Below are 18,653 nucleotides of genomic sequence, written 5' to 3' on the forward strand. Positions count from 1 at the left end.
GGTGGTGATTACGACAGTCACATGCGCCTGTTCTACTGAGCCCGCCGCAACCGGAAAAATGCCCTCGCAACGGCGTCAACCCTGACGAAATGCGTATCGCACCCTTTCGGTCTGCGGCAAGTGAAGGCACAATGCGTGTCCTTTTTTTGGCCGGCCTGGCCGGGGGCCTTTAAATGATCAAGACGCCGTATTACCTCATCGATAAAACCAAGCTGCTCAGCAACATGGAGAAGATCGCCTACGTGCGCGAACACTCCGGTGCCAAGGCGCTGCTCGCCCTCAAGTGCTTCGCCACCTGGTCGGTGTTCGACCTGATGCAGCAGTACATGGACGGCACCACCTCGTCCTCCCTCTTCGAGCTCAAGCTCGGCCGCCAGAAGTTCGCCGGCGAGACCCACGCCTACAGCGTGGCCTGGGCCGACGACGAGGTCGAGGAAATGCTCGAGAACTGCGACAAGATCATCTTCAACTCCATCGGCCAGCTGCAGCGCTTTGCCGAACAGTCCGAAGGCAAAGTGCGCGGCCTGCGCGTCAACCCGCAGGTCAGCAGCTCTGACTACCTGCTGGCCGACCCGGCACGTCCGTTCAGCCGCCTGGGCGAATGGGACCCTGCCAAGATCGAGCAGGTGATCGAACAGATCTCCGGTTTCATGTTCCACAACAACTGCGAGAACGGCGACTTCGGCCTGTTCGACAAGATGCTCACGCACATCGAAGAGCGCTTCGGTCACCTGCTGCACAAGGTCGAGTGGGTCAGCCTCGGTGGCGGCATCCATTTCACCGGTGAAGACTATGCGGTAGACGCCTTCTGCGCGCGCCTCAAAGCCTTCTCGCAAAAGTACGGCGTGCAGGTGTACCTGGAGCCGGGCGAAGCAGCCATCACCAACAGCGCCTCGCTGGAAGTGACCGTGCTCGACACCCTGTACAACGGCAAGCACCTGGCCGTGGTCGACAGTTCGATCGAAGCACACCTGCTTGACCTGCTGATCTACCGCCTCAACGCCAAGATGGCCCCCAACGACGGCGAGCACACCTACATGGTCTGCGGCAAGTCGTGCCTGGCCGGTGACATTTTCGGCGAGTACCAATTCGATCGCCCGTTGGCCATTGGCGATCGCCTGTCGTTCATCGACACGGCGGGTTACACCATGGTCAAGAAAAACTGGTTCAACGGCCTGAAGATGCCATCCATCGTGGTCAAGCAACTCGACGGCAGCGTCGAAGTCGTCCGCGAGTTCGGTTTCGAAGACTACGTTTCCAGCCTGTCGTAAGGCCGGCTTTCCAAGTAAGGAGCAAAAGGTAAATTGAAGAAGAACGTTCTTATCATTGGTGCAGGAGGTGTCGCCAAGGTGGTGGCCCACAAGTGCGCGCAGCATAACGACGAACTGGGTCGTATCGCTATCGCGTCACGGAACATCTCCAAATGCCAGGCCATCATCGACAGCGTCAAGGCCAAGGGTAGCCTCAAGGTACCCGCCGACATCCAGGCCTTCTCGCTCAATGCCCTCGATGTCGAGGCAACCAAGGCGCTGATCCGCGAGACCGAATCGCAGATCGTGATCAACGTAGGTTCCGCCTTCCTCAACATGTCGGTGCTGCGTGCCTGCATCGATACGGGTGTCGCCTATCTGGACACCGCCATCCACGAAGAGCCGGGCAAGATTTGCGAGACCCCGCCGTGGTATGGCAACTACGAGTGGAAACACCTCGAAGAGTGCCAGGCAAAGAACATTACCGCCATTCTCGGCGTCGGTTTCGACCCGGGTGTGGTGAACAGCTACGCCAAACTGGCGCAGCAGCAGTATTTCGACAGCATTGATTCGATCGACATCCTCGACGTCAATGCCGGTTCGCATGGCAAATACTTTGCCACCAACTTCGACCCGGAAATCAACTTCCGTGAGTTCACCGGGCAAGTGTGGAGCTGGCAGAACAGCCAGTGGACCAGCAACACCATGTTCGAGGTCAAGCGTACCGACGACCTGCCAGTGGTAGGCTCGCAGAACCTTTACCTGACCGGCCACGACGAAGTTCACTCGATTTCGAAGAACCTCAATGTGCCGAACGTGCGTTTCTGGATGAGCTTCGGCGAGCACTACATCAATGTGTTCACCGTGTTGAAGAACCTGGGCCTGCTCAGCGAGCAACCGGTAAAAACGGCCGAAGGCCTGGAAGTGGTACCGCTGAAAGTGGTCAAGGCCGTTCTACCAGACCCGGCCTCCCTGGCCCCTGGCTACACCGGCAAGACCTGCATCGGTGACCTGGTCAAAGGCACCAAGGATGGCCAGCCGCGCGAAGTGTTCATCTACAACGTGGCAGACCACGAAGAAGCCTACGCCGAGACCGACAGCCAGGGCATTTCCTACACCGCCGGTGTACCGCCAGTGGCTGCCGCCCTGCTGGTTGCCCGTGGCGAATGGGATGCCAAGCGCATGGTCAACGTCGAGGAGCTGCCAGCCGAGCCGTTCCTCAAGGCGCTTGACGTGATGGGCCTGCCAACCCGCGTCAAAGATGAAAAAGGCGATCGTCCTTGGGACGCTGAAGCCTAAGCAACAAACAGAAGGGGCGCCACATGGCGCCCCTTCTGCGTTTCCAGGCCCTGTAATGATCCTGTGGGAGCGGGCAAGCCCGCGAAAAGGCCCGTGCAGGACCACACCCTACTTCCGAGCTTCCAGAATCAGGTTGAACGGTGTCTGCGTCGCACGCCGGAAGCGGCTGAACCCCGCCTCCTCGAACACCGCCCGCAAGCGCGCCTCACCGGCTTGCGCACCCAACCCCAAGCCCACCTCCTGCGACAGTGAATTCGGCGTGCAGATGAAGGTAGAGGCTGCGTAGAACAAGCGCCCTACCGGCGTCAGGTTGCCGTCCAGCGAATCCTCGGCAAAAGGTTCTACCAGCATGACCGTGCCGTCAGCCTTCAACGCCCGATAGGCATGCTTGGCCGCCCCCACCGGGTCGCCCATGTCGTGCAGGCAATCGAAGAAGCACACCAGGTCATGGTCATGCCCCGGGTAATCCTTCGCACTGGCCTGCTGAAAACTCACCCGCTCGGCTAGCCCCGCCTCACGCGCACGATCGTTGGCGGTGGTGATGGAAGGCCCGTGATAGTCGTAGCCGACGAAGGTAGACGCTGGAAACGCCTGGGCCATGACCAGCGTCGAGGCGCCATGCCCGCAGCCTACATCCGCGACCTTGGCCCCCGCCTGTAGCTTGGCCACCACACCCTCGAGCGCTGGCAACCACTCAGCAACCAGAAACGTACGGTAGCCGGGTCGGAAAAACCGCTCGGTACCGCTGAACATGCACGGGTGGTGGTCCCCCCAGGCCAGCCCGCCATCGCCTCGCATGGCCGCGACCAGCTTGTCCTTGTCATGGAACAGCGCAGCGATCACGGCGGCCCCACCGGCCATATAAGCCGGGGAGTCCTCCAGCGCCAGGGCCATGGCCTGCTCTTCGGGCAGCACAAAAGAGCCCTTGACGTGTGCCATATAACCCGAAGCGGCCTGGGCGTTCAGCCATTCGCGCATCAGCCGCGGATGGCAGCCGGTTTTTTCCGCCAGCGCTTCGGGGGTAATTGGCTGGCTATCGGCCATCGCTCGATACAACCCCAGTTCGTCGCCCAGGATGACATTGGCCAGGGTCGCCGCTGCGCCCATGTCGCCCACCAGCTTGCCCATGAAATCGTGAAGCCTTGCCTCGTCCATGACCTGCCCTCCTCTGCAAGAAGGCCATCGCCAGCGAGGGAACTCCGATCCGGGGAGGCGGTGGTCGGTTCAAGGGTTTGTGCTCGCCCTACAGCGCGTTATCGCGAGCACTGGGTAAGTCTAGATCTTCTGCCCGCACGCAACGGGATCCCGACCACATAGCGGCTCAATTCATCCATCAGGTAACAAAACCTAAACAACACTGTGACATTTTTTTTCAGCTTTCCTATCAAGGAGCTGAACGATGAAAGTCACGGTTTTCGGTACCGGCTATGTCGGCCTCACCCAGGCAGTGTGCCTGGCGCAGGTGGGGCACTCGGTGTTGTGCATGGATGTCGACGCTGAGCGGGTCGCCACCCTCAATGAAGGCCATTGTCCGATCTTCGAGCCCGGCCTTGCGCCGATGCTGGAAAAAAACCTGGCTTGTGGCCGCCTGCGCTTCACCACTGACGCCAGGGCAGCAGCCAACTACGCCAGGCTGCAGTTCATTGCAGTCGGCACACCGCCGCAAGCCGATGGCAGCGCTGACCTGAAGCAGGTGTTCGCCGTGGTCGACAGCATTCTCGAACACGCTGACGGCGCGGTGATCGTCAACAAGTCCACCGCGCCGGTCGGCACGGTGCACCGCATCAAGTCGCGCATAGCCCAGTCCGTCGCCGCCCCCGCTCGCTTCCAGGTAATCAGCAACCCGGAGTTTCTCAAGGAAGGCTCGGCCGTGGACGACTGCATGCGGCCGGACCGCATCATCATCGGCGGCGCCGAACCGGCCGAGGTAGCGTTGTTGCGCGAGCTGTACCTGCCGTTCAGCCGCAACCGCGAAAAACTCATGATCATGGATGCACGCAGCGCCGAGCTGACCAAGTATGCGGCCAACTGCATGCTGGCGACCAAGATCTCCTTCATCAACGAAATCGCCAACCTGGCCGAGCACCTGGGGGCCGACATCGAAATGGTGCGCCGCGGCATCGGCTCCGATCCGCGCATCGGTTACGACTTCATCTACGCCGGCTGCGGCTTTGGCGGCTCGTGCTTCCCCAAGGACCTGCAAGCCCTGCGCCGCAGCGCCGAGGCTGAAGGCTTCGAGGCGCAGTTGCTGCGTGCGGTGGAGTCGGTCAACGAACATCAGAAGGGTCGGCTGTTCAGCAAGATCCAGCGGCATTATCCCGATGGCCTGCGGGGCAAGGTATTCGCCCTGTGGGGCTTGTCGTTCAAGCCCAACACCAATGACATCCGCGAAGCCTCCAGCCGAACCTTGCTGGAAGCGCTGTGGGCTGCTGGCGCGCGAGTACAGGCCCACGACCCGCAGGCGATGGACGAAATCCTTCGGCATTACGGCCTGCGCGCCGATTTGCAACTGGTGCCGTGCAAGGACGATGCACTGGAAGGCGCCGATGCGCTGGTCATCGTCACCGAGTGGCAGGACTATCGTGTGCTGAATCTGGACAAGGTGCAGGAGCTGTTGGCCGATCGAGTGGTGTTCGACGGCCGCAACCTGTTTGAACCCGAGCGCATGACCGCCGCCGGCCTGACCTACTACGGTATCGGCCGCGGCCAGGTGCAGCCAGCATGCCCGTACTGATTACCGGTGTGGCCGGCTTTATCGGGTTCCACGTCGCGTGCCGCCTGTGCGAGGCTGGCATCGAGGTGATCGGCATCGACAACCTCAATGCCTACTACAGTGTCGAGCTGAAACGGGCGCGCCTGCAACAGCTGTCCAGCTTCGCCAATTTCCGCTTCCAGCCCCTCGACATCGCCAACAGCGTCGACCTGCAACAGCTGTTCAGCGGGCAGGCGTTCAGTGAAGTGATCCACTTGGCGGCCCAGGCCGGGGTGCGCTATTCGCTGGACAACCCCGGCGCCTATGGCCAGGCCAACCTGGTCGGTTTCCTCAATATGCTCGAAGCCTGCCGCCAGCAACCGCCGCGCCACTTGATCTACGCCTCCAGCAGCTCGGTGTACGGCGCCAACGCCAAGCTGCCGTTCAGCGTCGACGATCCGGTCGAGCAGCCGGTGTCGCTCTATGCCGCCAGCAAGCGCGCCAATGAGCTGATGGCGCACAGCTATGCGCACCTGTATCGCCTACCGACCACGGGTTTGCGCTTTTTCACCGTCTACGGTCCTTGGGGCCGCCCCGACATGGCGCTGTTCAAGTTCACCCGCGCCATGCTCGAAGGACGCCCGATCGAGATCTACAACAACGGCCTGATGGGGCGCGACTTCACCTACATCGACGACATTGTCGAAAGCATCCTGCGCCTGCGCCTGAAGCCACCACAGCCTGCCCACGGGCGACCGCCCTGCCAGCTTTTCAACATCGGTCGCGGCCAGCCGGTGCGGCTGCTGCATTTCGTCGAGTGTCTGGAGGACGCCTTGGGCATCAAGGCCCAGCGCGACTACCTGCCACTGCAAGCGGGAGACGTGCTGGAGACCTGGGCCGATGTGGGCTCGCTGGCGCGCTGGGTCGACTTCACCCCGGGCACATCGCTGGAACACGGCATTAACGCTTTCGTTGGCTGGTACCGGGATTTTTACCGGGTTTGAGCCGCGCACTCACAACAAGACCACAGGTAGCCTCATGACAGATCCACTTGACCTCTCGGTACTGATCCCCGCCAGGAACGAGGTCGACAACCTGCCATCATTGTTGATGGAAATCCGCGCCGCACTGGCCGCCGAAGACTATGAAGTACTGGTGGTCGATGACGGCAGCAGCGATCGCACCCTGAGCGTACTTCAGCAACTGAAAAGCCAGGGTTACACGCAGCTGCGCATACTGCGCCACGAACGCTCGCTGGGCCAGAGCACCTCGCTTTGGCACGCCGCGCAGGCTGCCCGCGGCCACTGGCTGGCCACCCTCGACGGCGACGGCCAGAACGACCCGGCAGACATCCCTGGCATGCTCGACCTGGTGCGCGCCAACCAGGCATTGGCCGGTGGCGTGAAACTGGTCGCCGGGCACCGCGTCAACCGCCGAGACAGCGCGAGCAAGCGCTGGGCTTCGCGTGTTGCCAACGGCTTGCGCAGCCGCCTGCTCAAAGACGCCACGCCAGACACCGGCTGCGGGCTGAAGCTGATCGAGCGCGCAGCCTTCCTGCGCCTGCCTTACTTCGACCACATGCACCGCTTCATCCCGGCCCTGATCCTGCGCCACAACGGCCGCATGCTGGTGCACCCGGTCAACCACCGACCACGCCATGCCGGGGTGTCCAAGTACGGCAACCTGGACCGCGCCCTTGTCGGCATCCTCGACTTGTTCGGGGTGTGGTGGCTGATTCGCCGCACCCGCCTGGGCAGCCGCCCGCAGGAGTTTGAAGGATGACCCGCGAAACCCTGTGGCTGATCATCGGCTTCGCCGGTCAGGCGGTGTTCACCGGGCGCTTCGTGCTGCAGTGGCTGTACAGCGAGTTCAAGCGCCGCAGCGTGATCCCGGTAGGTTTCTGGTACCTGAGCATGCTCGGCAGTGCGCTGCTGCTGACCTACGCCATCTACCGCCAGGACCCGGTGTTCATCATCGGCCAGAGCTTCGGCTTTCTGGTCTACCTGCGCAACCTGCAACTGATCGCCCGCCACCAGGAACAGAAGGAATAGCCCTTGCCGAGGTTCAAGACGCTTGGGGCCGAACGCCTGGCCCTGATTGCCCTCGCCGTAGTGTTGGTGGGTGCAGGTATCGGCTGGCGACAGCCGATGAATGTGGATGAAGAGCGCTTTCTCGGCGTAGCCCTGGAAATGCTGCAAAGCGGCAACTGGTTCATCCCCCACCGGGCAGCGGAAATCTACGGCGACAAGCCGCCGCTCTTCATGTGGACCGTGGCCCTGTTCAGCCAACTGACCGGCTCGCCCAAGGTTGCCCTCTACCTGCCCGGGTTGATGTCGGCGGCAACCATCACCTGGGTGCTGCACGACCTGGGGCGGCGCCTGTGGAACCGGCGCATTGGCGTGATCGCCGCCTTGCTGTTCCTGGCCACCTACCAGAGCTACAGCATCCTGCGCACCGGACAGATCGACAGCTTCCTGTGCCTGTGGGTGGCGTTGGGTTTCTATGGCATGGTGCGCCACCTGCTATTGGGGCCGGCGTGGGGTTGGTTCTACCTGGCCTGTGCGGCCATGGGGCTGGGCATCATCAGCAAAGGCGTGGGCTTTGTCCCGGCGCTGATGCTGCTGCCCTATGCCTGGGCGGTGCGCCAAGGCTGGCACGGCGTTGTGGCCATGCCTGGCCAGGGTTGGCGCTGGAGCCTTGGGCTGCTTTGCCTGCTGGCCGGTTGCGCGGTGTGGCTTGTGCCCCTGCTGATGTCGATCGCCCAGGGCGGTGGCGCAGCGGAGCTGGCCTACCTCAAGGAAATCTTGCTGCGCCAGACCGCCAGCCGCTATACCAATGCCTGGGACCATCGCGAGCCATTCTGGTACTTCTTCGTCAAGGTCATTCCCAAGTACTGGCTGCCGCTGGTGCTGGCCCTGCCTTGGCTGGTACCGGCCTGGCGACGCCAGCTGCAAAAGCGCGACGGGCGCTTCTTGCTGCTACTCGGCTGGGTGGCGTTGGTGCTGCTGTTTTTCAGCCTCAGCAGCGGCAAGCGCAAGTTGTACATCTTCCCAGCGCTGCCGGGCCTGGTGCTGGCCATCGCCCCGCTGATACCGTGGCTGCTCAAACGCTGGTTGCTGGGCCGGCCGGCCTGGCGCAAAGCCTTTGTCGCCGTGGCCCTGCTATGGTTCGCGCTGTGGTTCGCCCGCGGCTTCGTCGAGCCGCTGAAGGAGGGCCGCAACCCGCATGAGACGCTGATGAGCGAAGCGGCACGCGCCACCGGCGGTGCCGAGCTGGTGCTGGTCAACTGGCGCGAAGGGCATTGGCTGTTTGCCCGACAGCCCATCGTGCATTTCGGCTTTACCGGACAATCCAGGGCGGATGCGGCGGTCTATTGGCTGCGCCACAACCCCACCGCCTTCGCCCTGATCCCGGCCTCTGAACTGGGCCGCTGCTTCAGTGCCGACAAGGCCCGCAAGCTTGGCGAGACTTCGCGGGCTGAGTGGTATGTAGTGCGTGCCGATGCCGACAACGGCATGTGCCAAACCACTCCCCCGAGTCACGTCTACCGCTTTGCCTGGGCAGACGCGCCCGTGGCTCGTTAAAACCTGCGCCCCGCCGTGCTACGGCGCAGCGGTGCCGGCTGGCGGATCGAGTTGCAGCACCTCGTTGGTGTACGCCCACTCCTTCAATACCTGGTCGGGGTGGTCGTTCAGGCGCGTTCCGTAGGACGGGATGATCTGTTTAATCTTACCCTGCCATTGCGGCGTTGCTACCTTGTCCTTGAACACCTTGTTGAGCACATCGAGCATGATCGGTGGCGCGGTCGAGGCCCCCGGCGAGGCACCTAGCAACCCGGCGATGCTACCGTCCCTGGACATCACCACCTCCGTACCGAGCTTGAGCACGCCACCCAATGCCTCGTCCTTCTTGATGATCTGTACCCGCTGGCCCGCCTGCCACAGCCGCCAGTCTTCCTTCTTCGCCTCGGGGAAGTAGGTGCGCAGCGCTTCGAAGCGGTCATTGTCGGATTGCAGCACCTGGCCGACCAGGTACTGCACCAGGTCAAACTCGCGTACCCCTACCCGTACCATCGGCCAGGCGTTGTGCACGCTGGTACTGGCAAGCAGGTCGAGCAGCGAGCCTTGCTTGAGGAACTTGGTCGAGAAGGTGGCGAACGGCCCGAACAGGATCATGCGCTTGCCATCGAGCACCCGGGTGTCCAGGTGCGGCACCGACATGGGTGGCGCACCGGTGGCGGCAATGCCGTAGGCCTTGGCCATGTGCCGCTGGGCGATGGCCGGGTTATCAGTGACCAGGAACGAACCGCCGACCGGGAAACCCGCATAGTCCTTGGCTTCGTCGATGCCCGACTTCTGCAGCAGGGGTAACGCCGCACCGCCGGCACCAATGAACAGGAATTTGGCGTCGGTGGCCGCCTTGCTGCCATCGTTGAGGTTCTTGTACTCGACATGCCAGGAACCGTCGCCGTTACGGGTGATTTCCTGTACCTCGGTGGACAGCTTGAGATCGAAGTTCGGCCGGGTCTGCAGATAGCCCACATATTGCCGGGTAATCTCGCCAAAGTTGACGTCGGTGCCAATCGGGGTCCAGGTTACCGCCAGTTTCTGGTTTGGGTCGCGCCCTTCCATCATCAACGGTACCCATTTGCGGATCTGCTCATGGTCCTCGGAGTACTGCATGGGCTTGAACAACGGGCTGGCCTGCAGCGCTTCATAGCGCTTCTTCAGGAAGCGGATGTTGTCGTCCCCCCAGACGAAACTCATGTGAGGCGTGGTATTGATAAACGAATGCGGGTTCTTCAAAACCCCCTGTTTGACCTGCCAGGCCAGGAACTGGCGGGTGATCTGGAACGACTCGTTGATCTCCACCGCCTTGCTGATGTCGATCTTGCCGTCTTTTTCCGGGGTGTAGTTGAGTTCGGCCAGGGCCGAGTGGCCGGTGCCTGCGTTGTTCCAGCCGTTGGAGCTTTCTTCGGCCACCTTGTCCAGGCGCTCGACCATTTCCATTGACCAGCCCGGCTCCAGTTCGTTGAGCCAGACCGCCAGCGTGGCGCTCATGATGCCACCGCCCACCAGCATGACATCGACCTTCCTGGTTTCCGCAGCCTGGGCGTTGAGCATGCCAAAGGCCAAGGCCAGCCCGGCCAGTGCCAGCTCCGGCTTCAGGGTAATTTTCATAACCTTTTCCGCGCCTCGTTGCTCTCCGTAAGTCAGCCTCAAGCTTAGCTGACGGATTTACTCGGGCATGGCTGGCGTACAACCACTTGCAATCCGGCACATCTCAAAATACTGTATGAATATTCAGTACAAAGAGACAGACCCATGCAACTCATCGCCAAGCTCGGCATCCTGGCCGACGCCGCCAAGTACGACGCATCCTGCGCCAGCAGCGGTGCGCCCAAGCGCAATTCGCGCGGCGGCGACGGCCTGGGCGCCACCAACGGCATGGGTATCTGTCACAGCTACACCCCCGACGGCCGTTGCGTATCGCTGCTCAAGGTATTGTTGACCAACTTCTGCCTGTACGACTGCCAGTACTGCGTGAATCGCCGTTCCAGCAACGTCCCCCGCGCGCGCTTCAGCCCTGAGGAAGTGGTACGCCTGACTCTGGATTTCTACCGACGCAATTGCATCAGCGGCCTGTTCCTCAGCTCCGGCATCATCCGTTCGGCGGACTACACCATGGAACAGCTGATCCGCGTAGCTCGGCTGTTGCGCGAAGAGCACAATTTCCGCGGCTACATTCACCTCAAGACCATCCCCGATGCCGACCCGCTGCTGATCGAAGAGGCTGGCCGCCTAGCCGACCGCCTCAGCGTCAACATCGAACTGCCCACCGAAGCCAGCCTCAAGCGCCTGGCGCCGGAAAAACACGCGCATACCATCCGTCAGGCCATGGGCGTCATTCACCAGGGCCAGCAAGCCGTGGCCAACGAACCCAAAGCCCCGCGCTTCACCCCTGCCGGGCAAAGCACCCAGGTCATCGTCGGCGCCGACAGCACCGACGACAGCACCCTGCTGCGCAATGCCGAGTCGCTGTACCAAGGTTACGGCCTGAAGCGCGTGTATTACTCAGCCTTCAGCCCGATCCCCGACAGCCCGGGCAGCGTGCCCCTGGCTGCCCCACCGCTGCTGCGCGAGCACCGCCTTTACCAGGCCGACTTCCTGCTGCGTGGCTACGGCTACAAGGCGGGTGAGCTGCTTGGGCAAAGCGGCAACCTGGCGCTGGATATCGACCCCAAGCTGGCCTGGGCGCTGGCCAACCGTGACGTGTTTCCGCTGGATGTAAACCGCGCCGAGCCTGCGCTGCTGGCGCGCATTCCCGGTATTGGTCTGCGTAGCGTGCAACGCCTGGTCGCGCTGCGCCGGGAACGGCGAATCCGCTATGACGACCTGATCCAGTTGCGCTGCGTGCTGGACAAGGCGCGGCCGTTCATCGTCACCAGCGATTACCGCCCAGCCCAGGGGGAGCTGCGCAGCGGCTTGCTGCGGGCACGTTTGCGGGAGCCGCAGGCACCCGTGCAGATGGGGCTGTGGGGATGATTGCGCTCAACTGCGATGACCGGTTCGTCACGTGGCGGGATCAGGCCCGTGTGTTGCTCGGGCATGGCATCGACCCTTCGCAAGTCACCTGGTCACAAGGCCCGATGGCAGACCTGCTGGCAGTGCCTGCGTCGCCCCCCGAAGGCCCTGGCCCTTTTCGCGCCAAGGTGCCTGCCGCGCTGCTGAACCAGTTGGAGCAGGCTGCGCGTTACTGCGGCGAGCAACGGTGGAACCTGTTGTACGAAGTGCTCTGGCGGGTGGCCCATGGTGACCGCACGGCTATGCTGGCGGGCGACCGATTGGGCAGTGAACTGCAACGGCGCATCAAGCAAGTCAGCCGAGAGGCGCATCACCTGCACGCGTTTGTGCGCTTCGTGCCGTTGCCAGAAGCGTTGGCAGAACGGCTGCAACTTGATCTGGTCGCCTACCACGAACCGGCGCATGACATTCTGGAGAGTGCCAGCCCCCATTTTGCCGATCGCCTGGGGCGTTTGCGCTGGTTGATCGCCACACCACAGGATGGCATTCGGTTCGACGGACAGGTGTTCGATTACCAACGTCGGTGCCCCGAGCGCTGGCAGCAATGGGCGCGCAACGCTGAAGACCCAGGTGCCGAACTATGGCGCACCTATTACCGCCATACCTTCAACCCCGCCCGCCTCAACCCCGATGCCCTGCGCCTGCACATGCCCGGGCGGTTCTGGCGGCATTTGCCGGAAGGCATGCTGATACCGCAACTCGAAGGCCTGGCCCGCCAAGGCAAACAGCGGGACGGCCAAGCCCTTGAAATTGCCGCCAAACCCGGCAAACAGATCAACGCGCCAGCAGATAGCTGAAAAACTAACTGTCTCACGTTGTCTTGCATGGCGTCCTAAGGCTTGCACGATCACTGTGGGAGCGGGCGAAGCCCGGGCCATCCACCGCGTTGCCTGCTGGTACGGCGCAAGTCCAGGTCACACACCATCTTTGTGGGAGCGGCTTTAGCCGCGAACACCGGCGTAGCCGGTGCCATCGACTTCAATACCTGCTTCACAAGCCCCTCTTACAGCAGCCACCCAGCATCCCCTTCCTCAAGCACACCACCGTGATCCGTCCGGTCGCCTTTGCGGGCCACCGCCGCACCTTCGATCAGGAAATGCCCGGCCCCACTCTCTATCACCGCGCCACAGGTGGTCAGGTCACCTACCCTGGCAACCGGCCTGCCGTTAAACGTATACGTAGCGCTCCCGCTTTCGACCTGGTTTACCCCATGCAGCGGACAGTTGTGTTGGTGGCCTACAAGTACAACCGGATTCATAGGGCTTCTCCTTCAGACGGTGCAGTACGGGATTCGCGGTCAATGTCCGCTGGCCATTCAACTTTCGGCGCCAGGCAGTGCATGTGGCTGAGGCCATCGTCATCGTTCCAGTCGCGGGGTGGGTGCACGAACTTTGGCAAGGCTTCGGGGCCTTGTTGCATGAACAGCCGGGCGATGGCCCAGTAGGCCTCGCCGTGGTAAAGGTCGTGGGTGAAGAAGACGCGGTCGATGACTTCGTTGGTTTCAGGGTTGCGGACCGACAGCATGACGTTTTCTATCAGGCCGCCGTGGCCGGGGGCATAGACGCGGTAGACCTCGGCGGTTACGTCGTCCCAGTTGTAGGCGACAGGTTTGACGCCCCAGTGTTTGCGGCTGAAAAGATAGATGTAGTTGAATCTAAATTGGTAGAGATAGATTTTCCGACGCAGGCGATTGAAACGAATGGGTTCGTCCCTTGGGAGCATCAGGTCCATCTTTACATGGGATGCAAGTGCCCACATGGCGATCGGCGGCAATAAAACCATGACGAGGCAAACAAACCAGTCACGCGACCAATTAACATTCAACATTAGCGAATATAGATATATGGCCATTCCAAATGATATGACTAAAGTTGCCCCTCCTACCAGAGCCGCAACACCACGCAAACTGACACTCGACCTCGGAAGCTCTAGGCACACATCATCAAGATAATTCGGCGCTGGCTTAACATCCTCAACACCAAAACGCGGAGCTGACTGCGAACTCACATCAGGCAGATCATAGCTCCAAAACAAAGCCCTATCCCAAAGAGCTCTAGGCTTGGCTTTCACTCGTTAAGCTCCTTGACGCAAATCTCAATATAAGCATCCGGCAGCGCTGTATCTGGCCAGTACATTACTAGCAGCGTCGCAGCACCTATGGTGTGCGACCCGATAGTCGGCATCAGTTCTGCAACCCCAGTGATTTCCAGCCAAGATATTGCCAAATCCTCTGACCTCTCGGATTTACGCTTTCTATTCACTGAAATATTTTTTCTATAGTCGGGTAGTCTTGGCTGAGAAAAACCAGAAAATCTTGCCGCTTTAGTGAGAGCCTCAATCGGGAGAGCCTGATATTCATCCACAAGCACAGTTTCTCCACCAATGAAGTCGGGAAAATTGCCATCACCATGCCGATGCACTACGAGGACCAAGCGAAAAGCTGAGCATTCATCACTGTAACCAGGTAACACGACTTGAAATTTAAGTTTATGCTCTAACTCCAAACTGACCAACCCTCCTATCCTGGGCGCAGCCGAATTGATTGACCGATTGGACTCGAAGTTAATCGCCGCGCAAACACCCAGGGTCGCCGCATTAAGCTCTGCAAACGCAATATCCGCATATTCCGGGCTGCCCCAGAATACGGCTGGCTTCTCATCAGCTTTGCCAAAGCAGCAGCGTCGCGCCCATCGCTCCAAGGCTACAGATTCGTTTCCTTCAGCCCACTTGCTGATTGCGTACGCCGTGAGCGCCAGCATCACTGCCAACCCTAAAGGCCCTAATATAAGCGGTTTAAATACTGCATACACAAATACGCCAGTTGAAACGGTGAGCCCAAATCCCGCCCCGATATATATAGCTCCGGCTCTGTTGTCTCCTGCTGCTAGCACGCGCTTTGCTGCAGCAAATGCTTGCGCCGTATCAAATATCCCGGCTATTGCACTAATAATTGCACCAAACTTGATTAGCGAAACGCCAGTTCCCGCCGCGCCCTTAGCCCCGGGTATTGACCTCAGCACGAGCCCAATCAGCTCAATTTGCCCGCCCAGCAACCCCAATTGCGAACCCTGCAACGCCAAACTGGCCTCATGCGCCTTGGACCCAATCTCCGCTTCCGCTTTTTCCTGATTTCTGGCGAGGCTGTCGGATTGCAAGTACAGCCCTCCAATCGCCAGCAGTACTTCCCAGCTTCCCGCCACACCCCGCAAGCCGCGAAACCCGGTTCGCACCAACTGCGCCGCCTGCTGCGAAGTAATACGCATGCCGTGCAACACCTTTCGCGCATTTGACTCGAGCGTCCCCGCCGCGACCGAGACCTCCACCAAGGTACGCTGCGCCAAGCTGCTCGCCTGGGTCACCTTCATGCTGGCTTCCTCAATCAACCGGCCACGCACGTCTTCAGCGGTGCCCTCGACCCACACCGTTACGCTGATCATGGTGTGGGTAAACCGCGGGTCCAGCACGGCCAGGCTCATCAACCCGTGCTGGATGATCGGCCGCACCTTGTTCCAGGCCTTGGTCGAATGAATGTCGATGTCAGCGATGTTGCGATGCATCCGGTCCCTGGCCTCGGCAATCGAGGCATTGGCCTTGTGCTGCAATTCGCGTAAATGGCCACTCTGCAGGGCGTAGTACTCGCCCAGCTTCATCTTCACTTCCAGCTCGATGAGGTGCACGCCGTTGTACAGGAACTGGGTTGCACTGTTCAGGTGCCGCACGGCGGTCTGAATGCCAGGTGGCAAATTGGGCGACAAGCGTTGGCTGGCGGCGTTGAGCGCGCCTTGGGTTTCGGCAATGGCTTGCTTGAGGGTGTTGCGCATGCGCAAGCCGGCATCGTCGCTGGCGATGATTTTGCTCAGCATCGAGTAAAGCTTGTCGCTGTCATTCCAGTTGATGGTTTCGGCAGCAGAAAAGCTGGGAAGCAGGCCAGCCAACAACGTACGGTCGCGCATCAGCAATGCGCGGTAGGGAGGGCTGTCTGGATCCTCTAGCCATTTCAGCCAGAGGGTTTCGCTGGTGCCGGCCGCAGGAGCCGCGCCAGGCACAATCGCCTCGGTAATCCCGCCACCCAGGCACAGCGCCATGGTCTTGGCATACGCTACGCCAGATTCACGATGATCGCCGTCGTAATCATACTGCTCGGCCACCTTGAACATGGGCGTGTCGAACAGCGCGGCGTAAGCACGGGCGTCCTTGTCGATGAAGCGCTGGAACTCGGCTTCCTGCTGGTCATACCCGGCCTGGAACGCCGCCCGTTGCGGTTCGTGGTAGCGCTGTTCGAGTTTATCGTCGCTGTCCTTCATCGCTTGCTCGACCATGCGCGGCCGCTCTACCGTCGGATCAACCGGTACAAACGGCCCTCTACCCGCCATCGGCTCCAGCGAAGGCACCTTCTGCGCCGCCCACTCCCGCTGCGTGGCGCGAATGGCCTGCAGGATCTGCGAAGTCTGTAATTGGTAGGCGCGCATGGGGTCCTCGCGCCAGAGCTGACGCTTCACCACCCAGTTCAGGCGCTGATGGTTGAACTCTTGAATCAGCCCAACGGTATCGTCGAGCACCACCGCCAGCACGCCGTTCTCCAGCGTGTGCCGGGTCATCGCGTTGACCAGATAGCCCCGCATGGCAAACCGGCGCAGCCAGCGGCTGTGAAACCCATGTGCACTGTCGAACGGTGAACAGCCGCGCTGTGCGTACTCGAACACCTCCTTGTCGACCTGCAGGTTGTCGGGCGTCATGGCAATGCCCAGCAATTCAGGGTTGTTGCGGGCTTGGGTCAGGTCGACCCCCTCGAAGCGGTGCGCGGGCGCCTGGCCCTTCTTGTAGGCATTCAGCACGCTGACCGGCCAGGCATCGCTGGAGAAGGCCAGCCAGGCTGTGCCATACCGGTCGGTATCAATGTTCAGGAAGGCAGAAGGGATATCGTGGTTTTCATTCACGCACTTTTCAGGCAGCGATGCGGGCAGGCCGTCTGACGGTTCGTAGGGGTTGAAGCGGCGCAGGTGGCCCTGTTCGCTGACTTCGTAGGCATGCCAGACCTGCTGGTCCAGCAGCACATACAGGTAACCCATGCGCAAGGTGCGCAGGCCCATCTTGGCTGTAACGTGCAGGCTACCGGCGACGGTGGTGACGCAACCTGGGCGCGCATCCGGCACCAGGGCGCGGCGCAGCGGCAGGATCGGCAGGCCCTGGCGCTCGCAGGACATGCACTGGTCGTGCGGCAGCCCGGCTTCGGCTGCCGCAATGGCGATACGTTGGCTGAGGGTCATAAGCGCCTCTCGGCTTCAGGTAGGGGATCGATCAGATGGCACCATTGCGCCTCGGAGTAGCGGGCGAGCATCGGGGCGAGCGGTCGGTGATCGCCGACGGCGGCGTCTACCATCCTGCGCACCGCGGCAACGGTATGGAGCCTGGGGTGGATGCACAGGTGATGGAGGGCAAACACCACAATGTCTTCCTGTGTGCTCAAGCCCAGTCCGCGAGCGTCATCGATATGGTTGGATACACGCACGGCGGCAAATGGCGGTATCTGGCAATGGCTCGCGTCGTGCGAGCCCGCGCGCAACACTCTCCACATAGCCAGCACTTGCTCGATCAACGGCACGTCATCCTGGATGCGCCGGGCAGGCCCCGGCAAAGGATGGCGCTGCCCGCTTTGCCCTTTCAGGCTCGACAATCTGCCGCCACTGCTCAGGAACAGCCAGTTGCTGACCGGCCACCACGGGCCTTGCTCGACCCGTTCAAACGTTGCTGCAAGCAATTCCAGGCGAACAGGTTCGTAGACCGGATAGAAGCTGAACGCCCGCTCGGCATTGGGTATTCGACACAGGGCCGAGACATGGGCGGCTAGGGTGACCGGCGCAGCCTCACTGAACAGCCAGCCGCTCAGGTAGCGACGGCGCTGATGCAGCCCTCTTTGCGCTGTGCGCGCGGTCAGCTCCAGCAGCGTGCGGCTGGGCATCGCTCCGGGTGAGGCCAGGCATACCAGTACCGGGTGCAGGTGGGGTGCATGGGCCAGATCAGCCCTGTACACTCGGGTCAACGCGGCCTCGCCCAACGCTTCGCGCAGTTGTGCAAGCAGTGCATGGTCGCTTCTACCCGCGATGGCAAGGGGGTCTATCAGTACATGACAATGCAGGTGCGCCGCATGGTGCCCTTCTATGATGTTGGCCAAGGCCTCGCTACTCATCACGACTTGGCCTCGCACTGGTTGCTGGCGTCAGGCGTAAGCTCAAGTGGCTCGCTACTGGCGTTCCCTTCGCCAGTCGCCTTGGTCTGCCCCTGTAGGTCGAGTGTCAAGCCGCTGATGGTAATGCCCTGGGCATCCAGCACGATGCTGGCGCCAGGGCTTCTGAACTCGATGCGTTCACTGGCCAGCAACTGATAGACCGTCGTGCGTTGTTGCACCCCCTGCCCGACGCTGATCGATTGAGCCCCTTTGATCACAAGCTCGCTGTTGTTGCCGATGACAACCCGCTGGTTGGCCCCCGTTGTCTGGCTGCGGTTGTTGCCCACTTGTTCGTTCAGGTCATGCTTGATGTCCACACGGCTGTTTTGCCCAATGACCTGGGTATGGTCACGGGCCGTGTCTTGGCGGAAGTTGCTGCCGATGCTCAGTTGCTCATCATTACCGACCTGCTCCACGCGATTGCGCCCAATAGTCGTGGTTTCGTCATTGCCCACCACATTGACCTGGTTCCTTTGGGCATGGATGAACACTTCTTCTTTGCCCAGTTCATCCTCGAAACGCAGCTCGTTAAAACCATCGCCCTTATGGGTCTGGCTCTTGATGGTCATCCGCGTCTTGTGCTTGGGCAGGTCATACGGCGG

General features: G+C 61.2%; 16 protein-coding genes. 9 read left to right on the forward strand and 7 right to left on the reverse strand.

Annotated features, from left to right (window positions below):
- The first annotated feature begins 173 nt into the window (after positions 1-173).
- Positions 174-1,271, forward strand: a complete 1,098-nt coding sequence (locus LU684_RS22550) for a carboxynorspermidine decarboxylase (RefSeq protein ID WP_016486580.1) — start codon at positions 174-176, stop codon at positions 1,269-1,271.
- Positions 1,272-1,304: 33 nt separating this feature from the next.
- Entirely contained in the window at positions 1,305-2,549 is a 1,245-nt protein-coding gene (locus LU684_RS22555) for a saccharopine dehydrogenase family protein (protein ID WP_003248123.1), read from the forward strand.
- A 108-nt stretch (positions 2,550-2,657) separates the two neighbouring features.
- Here LU684_RS22555 and LU684_RS22560 read toward each other — a convergent pair whose 3' ends face one another.
- On the reverse strand, positions 2,658-3,704 hold the full coding sequence (locus LU684_RS22560; RefSeq protein ID WP_232895060.1) for a class I SAM-dependent methyltransferase: 1,047 nt from the start codon (positions 3,702-3,704) through the stop codon (positions 2,658-2,660).
- A gap of 244 nt (positions 3,705-3,948) precedes the next feature.
- Between LU684_RS22560 and LU684_RS22565 the strand changes: the two genes are divergently transcribed.
- The 5 genes from LU684_RS22565 to LU684_RS22585 are packed head-to-tail and all read left to right on the forward strand — an operon-like array spanning position 3,949 to position 8,825.
- Positions 3,949-5,283 (forward strand): UDP-glucose dehydrogenase family protein, encoded by a 1,335-nt coding sequence (locus tag LU684_RS22565; protein WP_232895062.1) that lies wholly within the window; start codon positions 3,949-3,951, stop codon positions 5,281-5,283.
- A complete protein-coding gene (locus tag LU684_RS22570; RefSeq protein ID WP_023048172.1) occupies positions 5,271-6,245 on the forward strand; it encodes an NAD-dependent epimerase/dehydratase family protein in 975 nt (324 codons plus the stop codon). Before LU684_RS22565 ends, LU684_RS22570 begins: the two co-directional genes overlap by 13 nt.
- A 34-nt stretch (positions 6,246-6,279) precedes the next feature.
- Complete coding sequence (locus tag LU684_RS22575; RefSeq protein ID WP_016486576.1) at positions 6,280-7,023, forward strand: glycosyltransferase family 2 protein; 744 nt, start codon at positions 6,280-6,282, stop codon at positions 7,021-7,023.
- On the forward strand, positions 7,020-7,292 hold the full coding sequence (locus tag LU684_RS22580) for a lipid-A-disaccharide synthase N-terminal domain-containing protein (RefSeq protein ID WP_016486575.1): 273 nt from the start codon (positions 7,020-7,022) through the stop codon (positions 7,290-7,292). The genes LU684_RS22575 and LU684_RS22580 overlap by 4 nt, the downstream gene beginning before the upstream one ends.
- A gap of 3 nt (positions 7,293-7,295) precedes the next feature.
- Positions 7,296-8,825 (forward strand): ArnT family glycosyltransferase, encoded by a 1,530-nt coding sequence (locus LU684_RS22585; protein WP_060516585.1) that lies wholly within the window; start codon positions 7,296-7,298, stop codon positions 8,823-8,825.
- An 18-nt stretch (positions 8,826-8,843) separates the two neighbouring features.
- Here the strand turns inward: LU684_RS22585 and mqo are convergent, their stop codons facing one another.
- Positions 8,844-10,421 carry a malate dehydrogenase (quinone) gene (gene mqo, locus LU684_RS22590; protein WP_023048175.1) on the reverse strand — a complete coding sequence of 526 codons (1,578 nt, stop codon included), beginning with the start codon at positions 10,419-10,421 and terminating at the stop codon, positions 8,844-8,846.
- A 144-nt stretch (positions 10,422-10,565) separates the two neighbouring features.
- Here mqo and LU684_RS22595 point away from each other — a divergent pair, with 144 nt between their 5' ends.
- Positions 10,566-11,786, forward strand: a complete 1,221-nt coding sequence (locus tag LU684_RS22595; protein WP_016486573.1) for a putative DNA modification/repair radical SAM protein — start codon at positions 10,566-10,568, stop codon at positions 11,784-11,786.
- Positions 11,777-12,622: a TIGR03915 family putative DNA repair protein gene (locus tag LU684_RS22600; RefSeq protein ID WP_016486572.1), complete on the forward strand. Its 846-nt coding sequence runs from the start codon at positions 11,777-11,779 to the stop codon at positions 12,620-12,622. Before LU684_RS22595 ends, LU684_RS22600 begins: the two co-directional genes overlap by 10 nt.
- 206 nt (positions 12,623-12,828) lie before the next feature.
- On the opposite strand, the gene LU684_RS22605 is transcribed toward LU684_RS22600, so the two are convergent.
- From LU684_RS22605 to LU684_RS22625, 5 genes are all read right to left on the reverse strand, one after another.
- The gene (locus tag LU684_RS22605; RefSeq protein WP_023048176.1) at positions 12,829-13,083 is read right to left on the reverse strand and encodes a PAAR domain-containing protein; all 255 of its coding nucleotides are present in this window, start codon (positions 13,081-13,083) and stop codon (positions 12,829-12,831) included.
- Positions 13,080-13,895 (reverse strand): DUF6708 domain-containing protein, encoded by an 816-nt coding sequence (locus LU684_RS22610; RefSeq protein ID WP_231995329.1) that lies wholly within the window; start codon positions 13,893-13,895, stop codon positions 13,080-13,082. The genes LU684_RS22605 and LU684_RS22610 overlap by 4 nt, the downstream gene beginning before the upstream one ends.
- Positions 13,892-17,092 carry a T6SS effector BTH_I2691 family protein gene (locus tag LU684_RS22615; RefSeq protein ID WP_232895063.1) on the reverse strand — a complete coding sequence of 1,067 codons (3,201 nt, stop codon included), beginning with the start codon at positions 17,090-17,092 and terminating at the stop codon, positions 13,892-13,894. Before LU684_RS22615 ends, LU684_RS22610 begins: the two co-directional genes overlap by 4 nt.
- A complete protein-coding gene (locus tag LU684_RS22620; protein ID WP_232895064.1) occupies positions 17,089-18,012 on the reverse strand; it encodes a hypothetical protein in 924 nt (307 codons plus the stop codon). The genes LU684_RS22615 and LU684_RS22620 overlap by 4 nt, the downstream gene beginning before the upstream one ends.
- Positions 18,012-18,653, reverse strand: a 642-nt coding sequence (locus LU684_RS22625; protein ID WP_442964207.1) for a bacteriophage T4 gp5 trimerisation domain-containing protein, incomplete at its 5' end; no start/stop codon positions are given. The genes LU684_RS22620 and LU684_RS22625, both read right to left, overlap by 1 nt.

Source organism: Pseudomonas sp. NMI542_15 (assembly GCF_021283425.1).
In the GTDB taxonomy this organism is placed as follows: Bacteria; Pseudomonadota; Gammaproteobacteria; order Pseudomonadales; family Pseudomonadaceae; genus Aquipseudomonas; species Aquipseudomonas fortuita.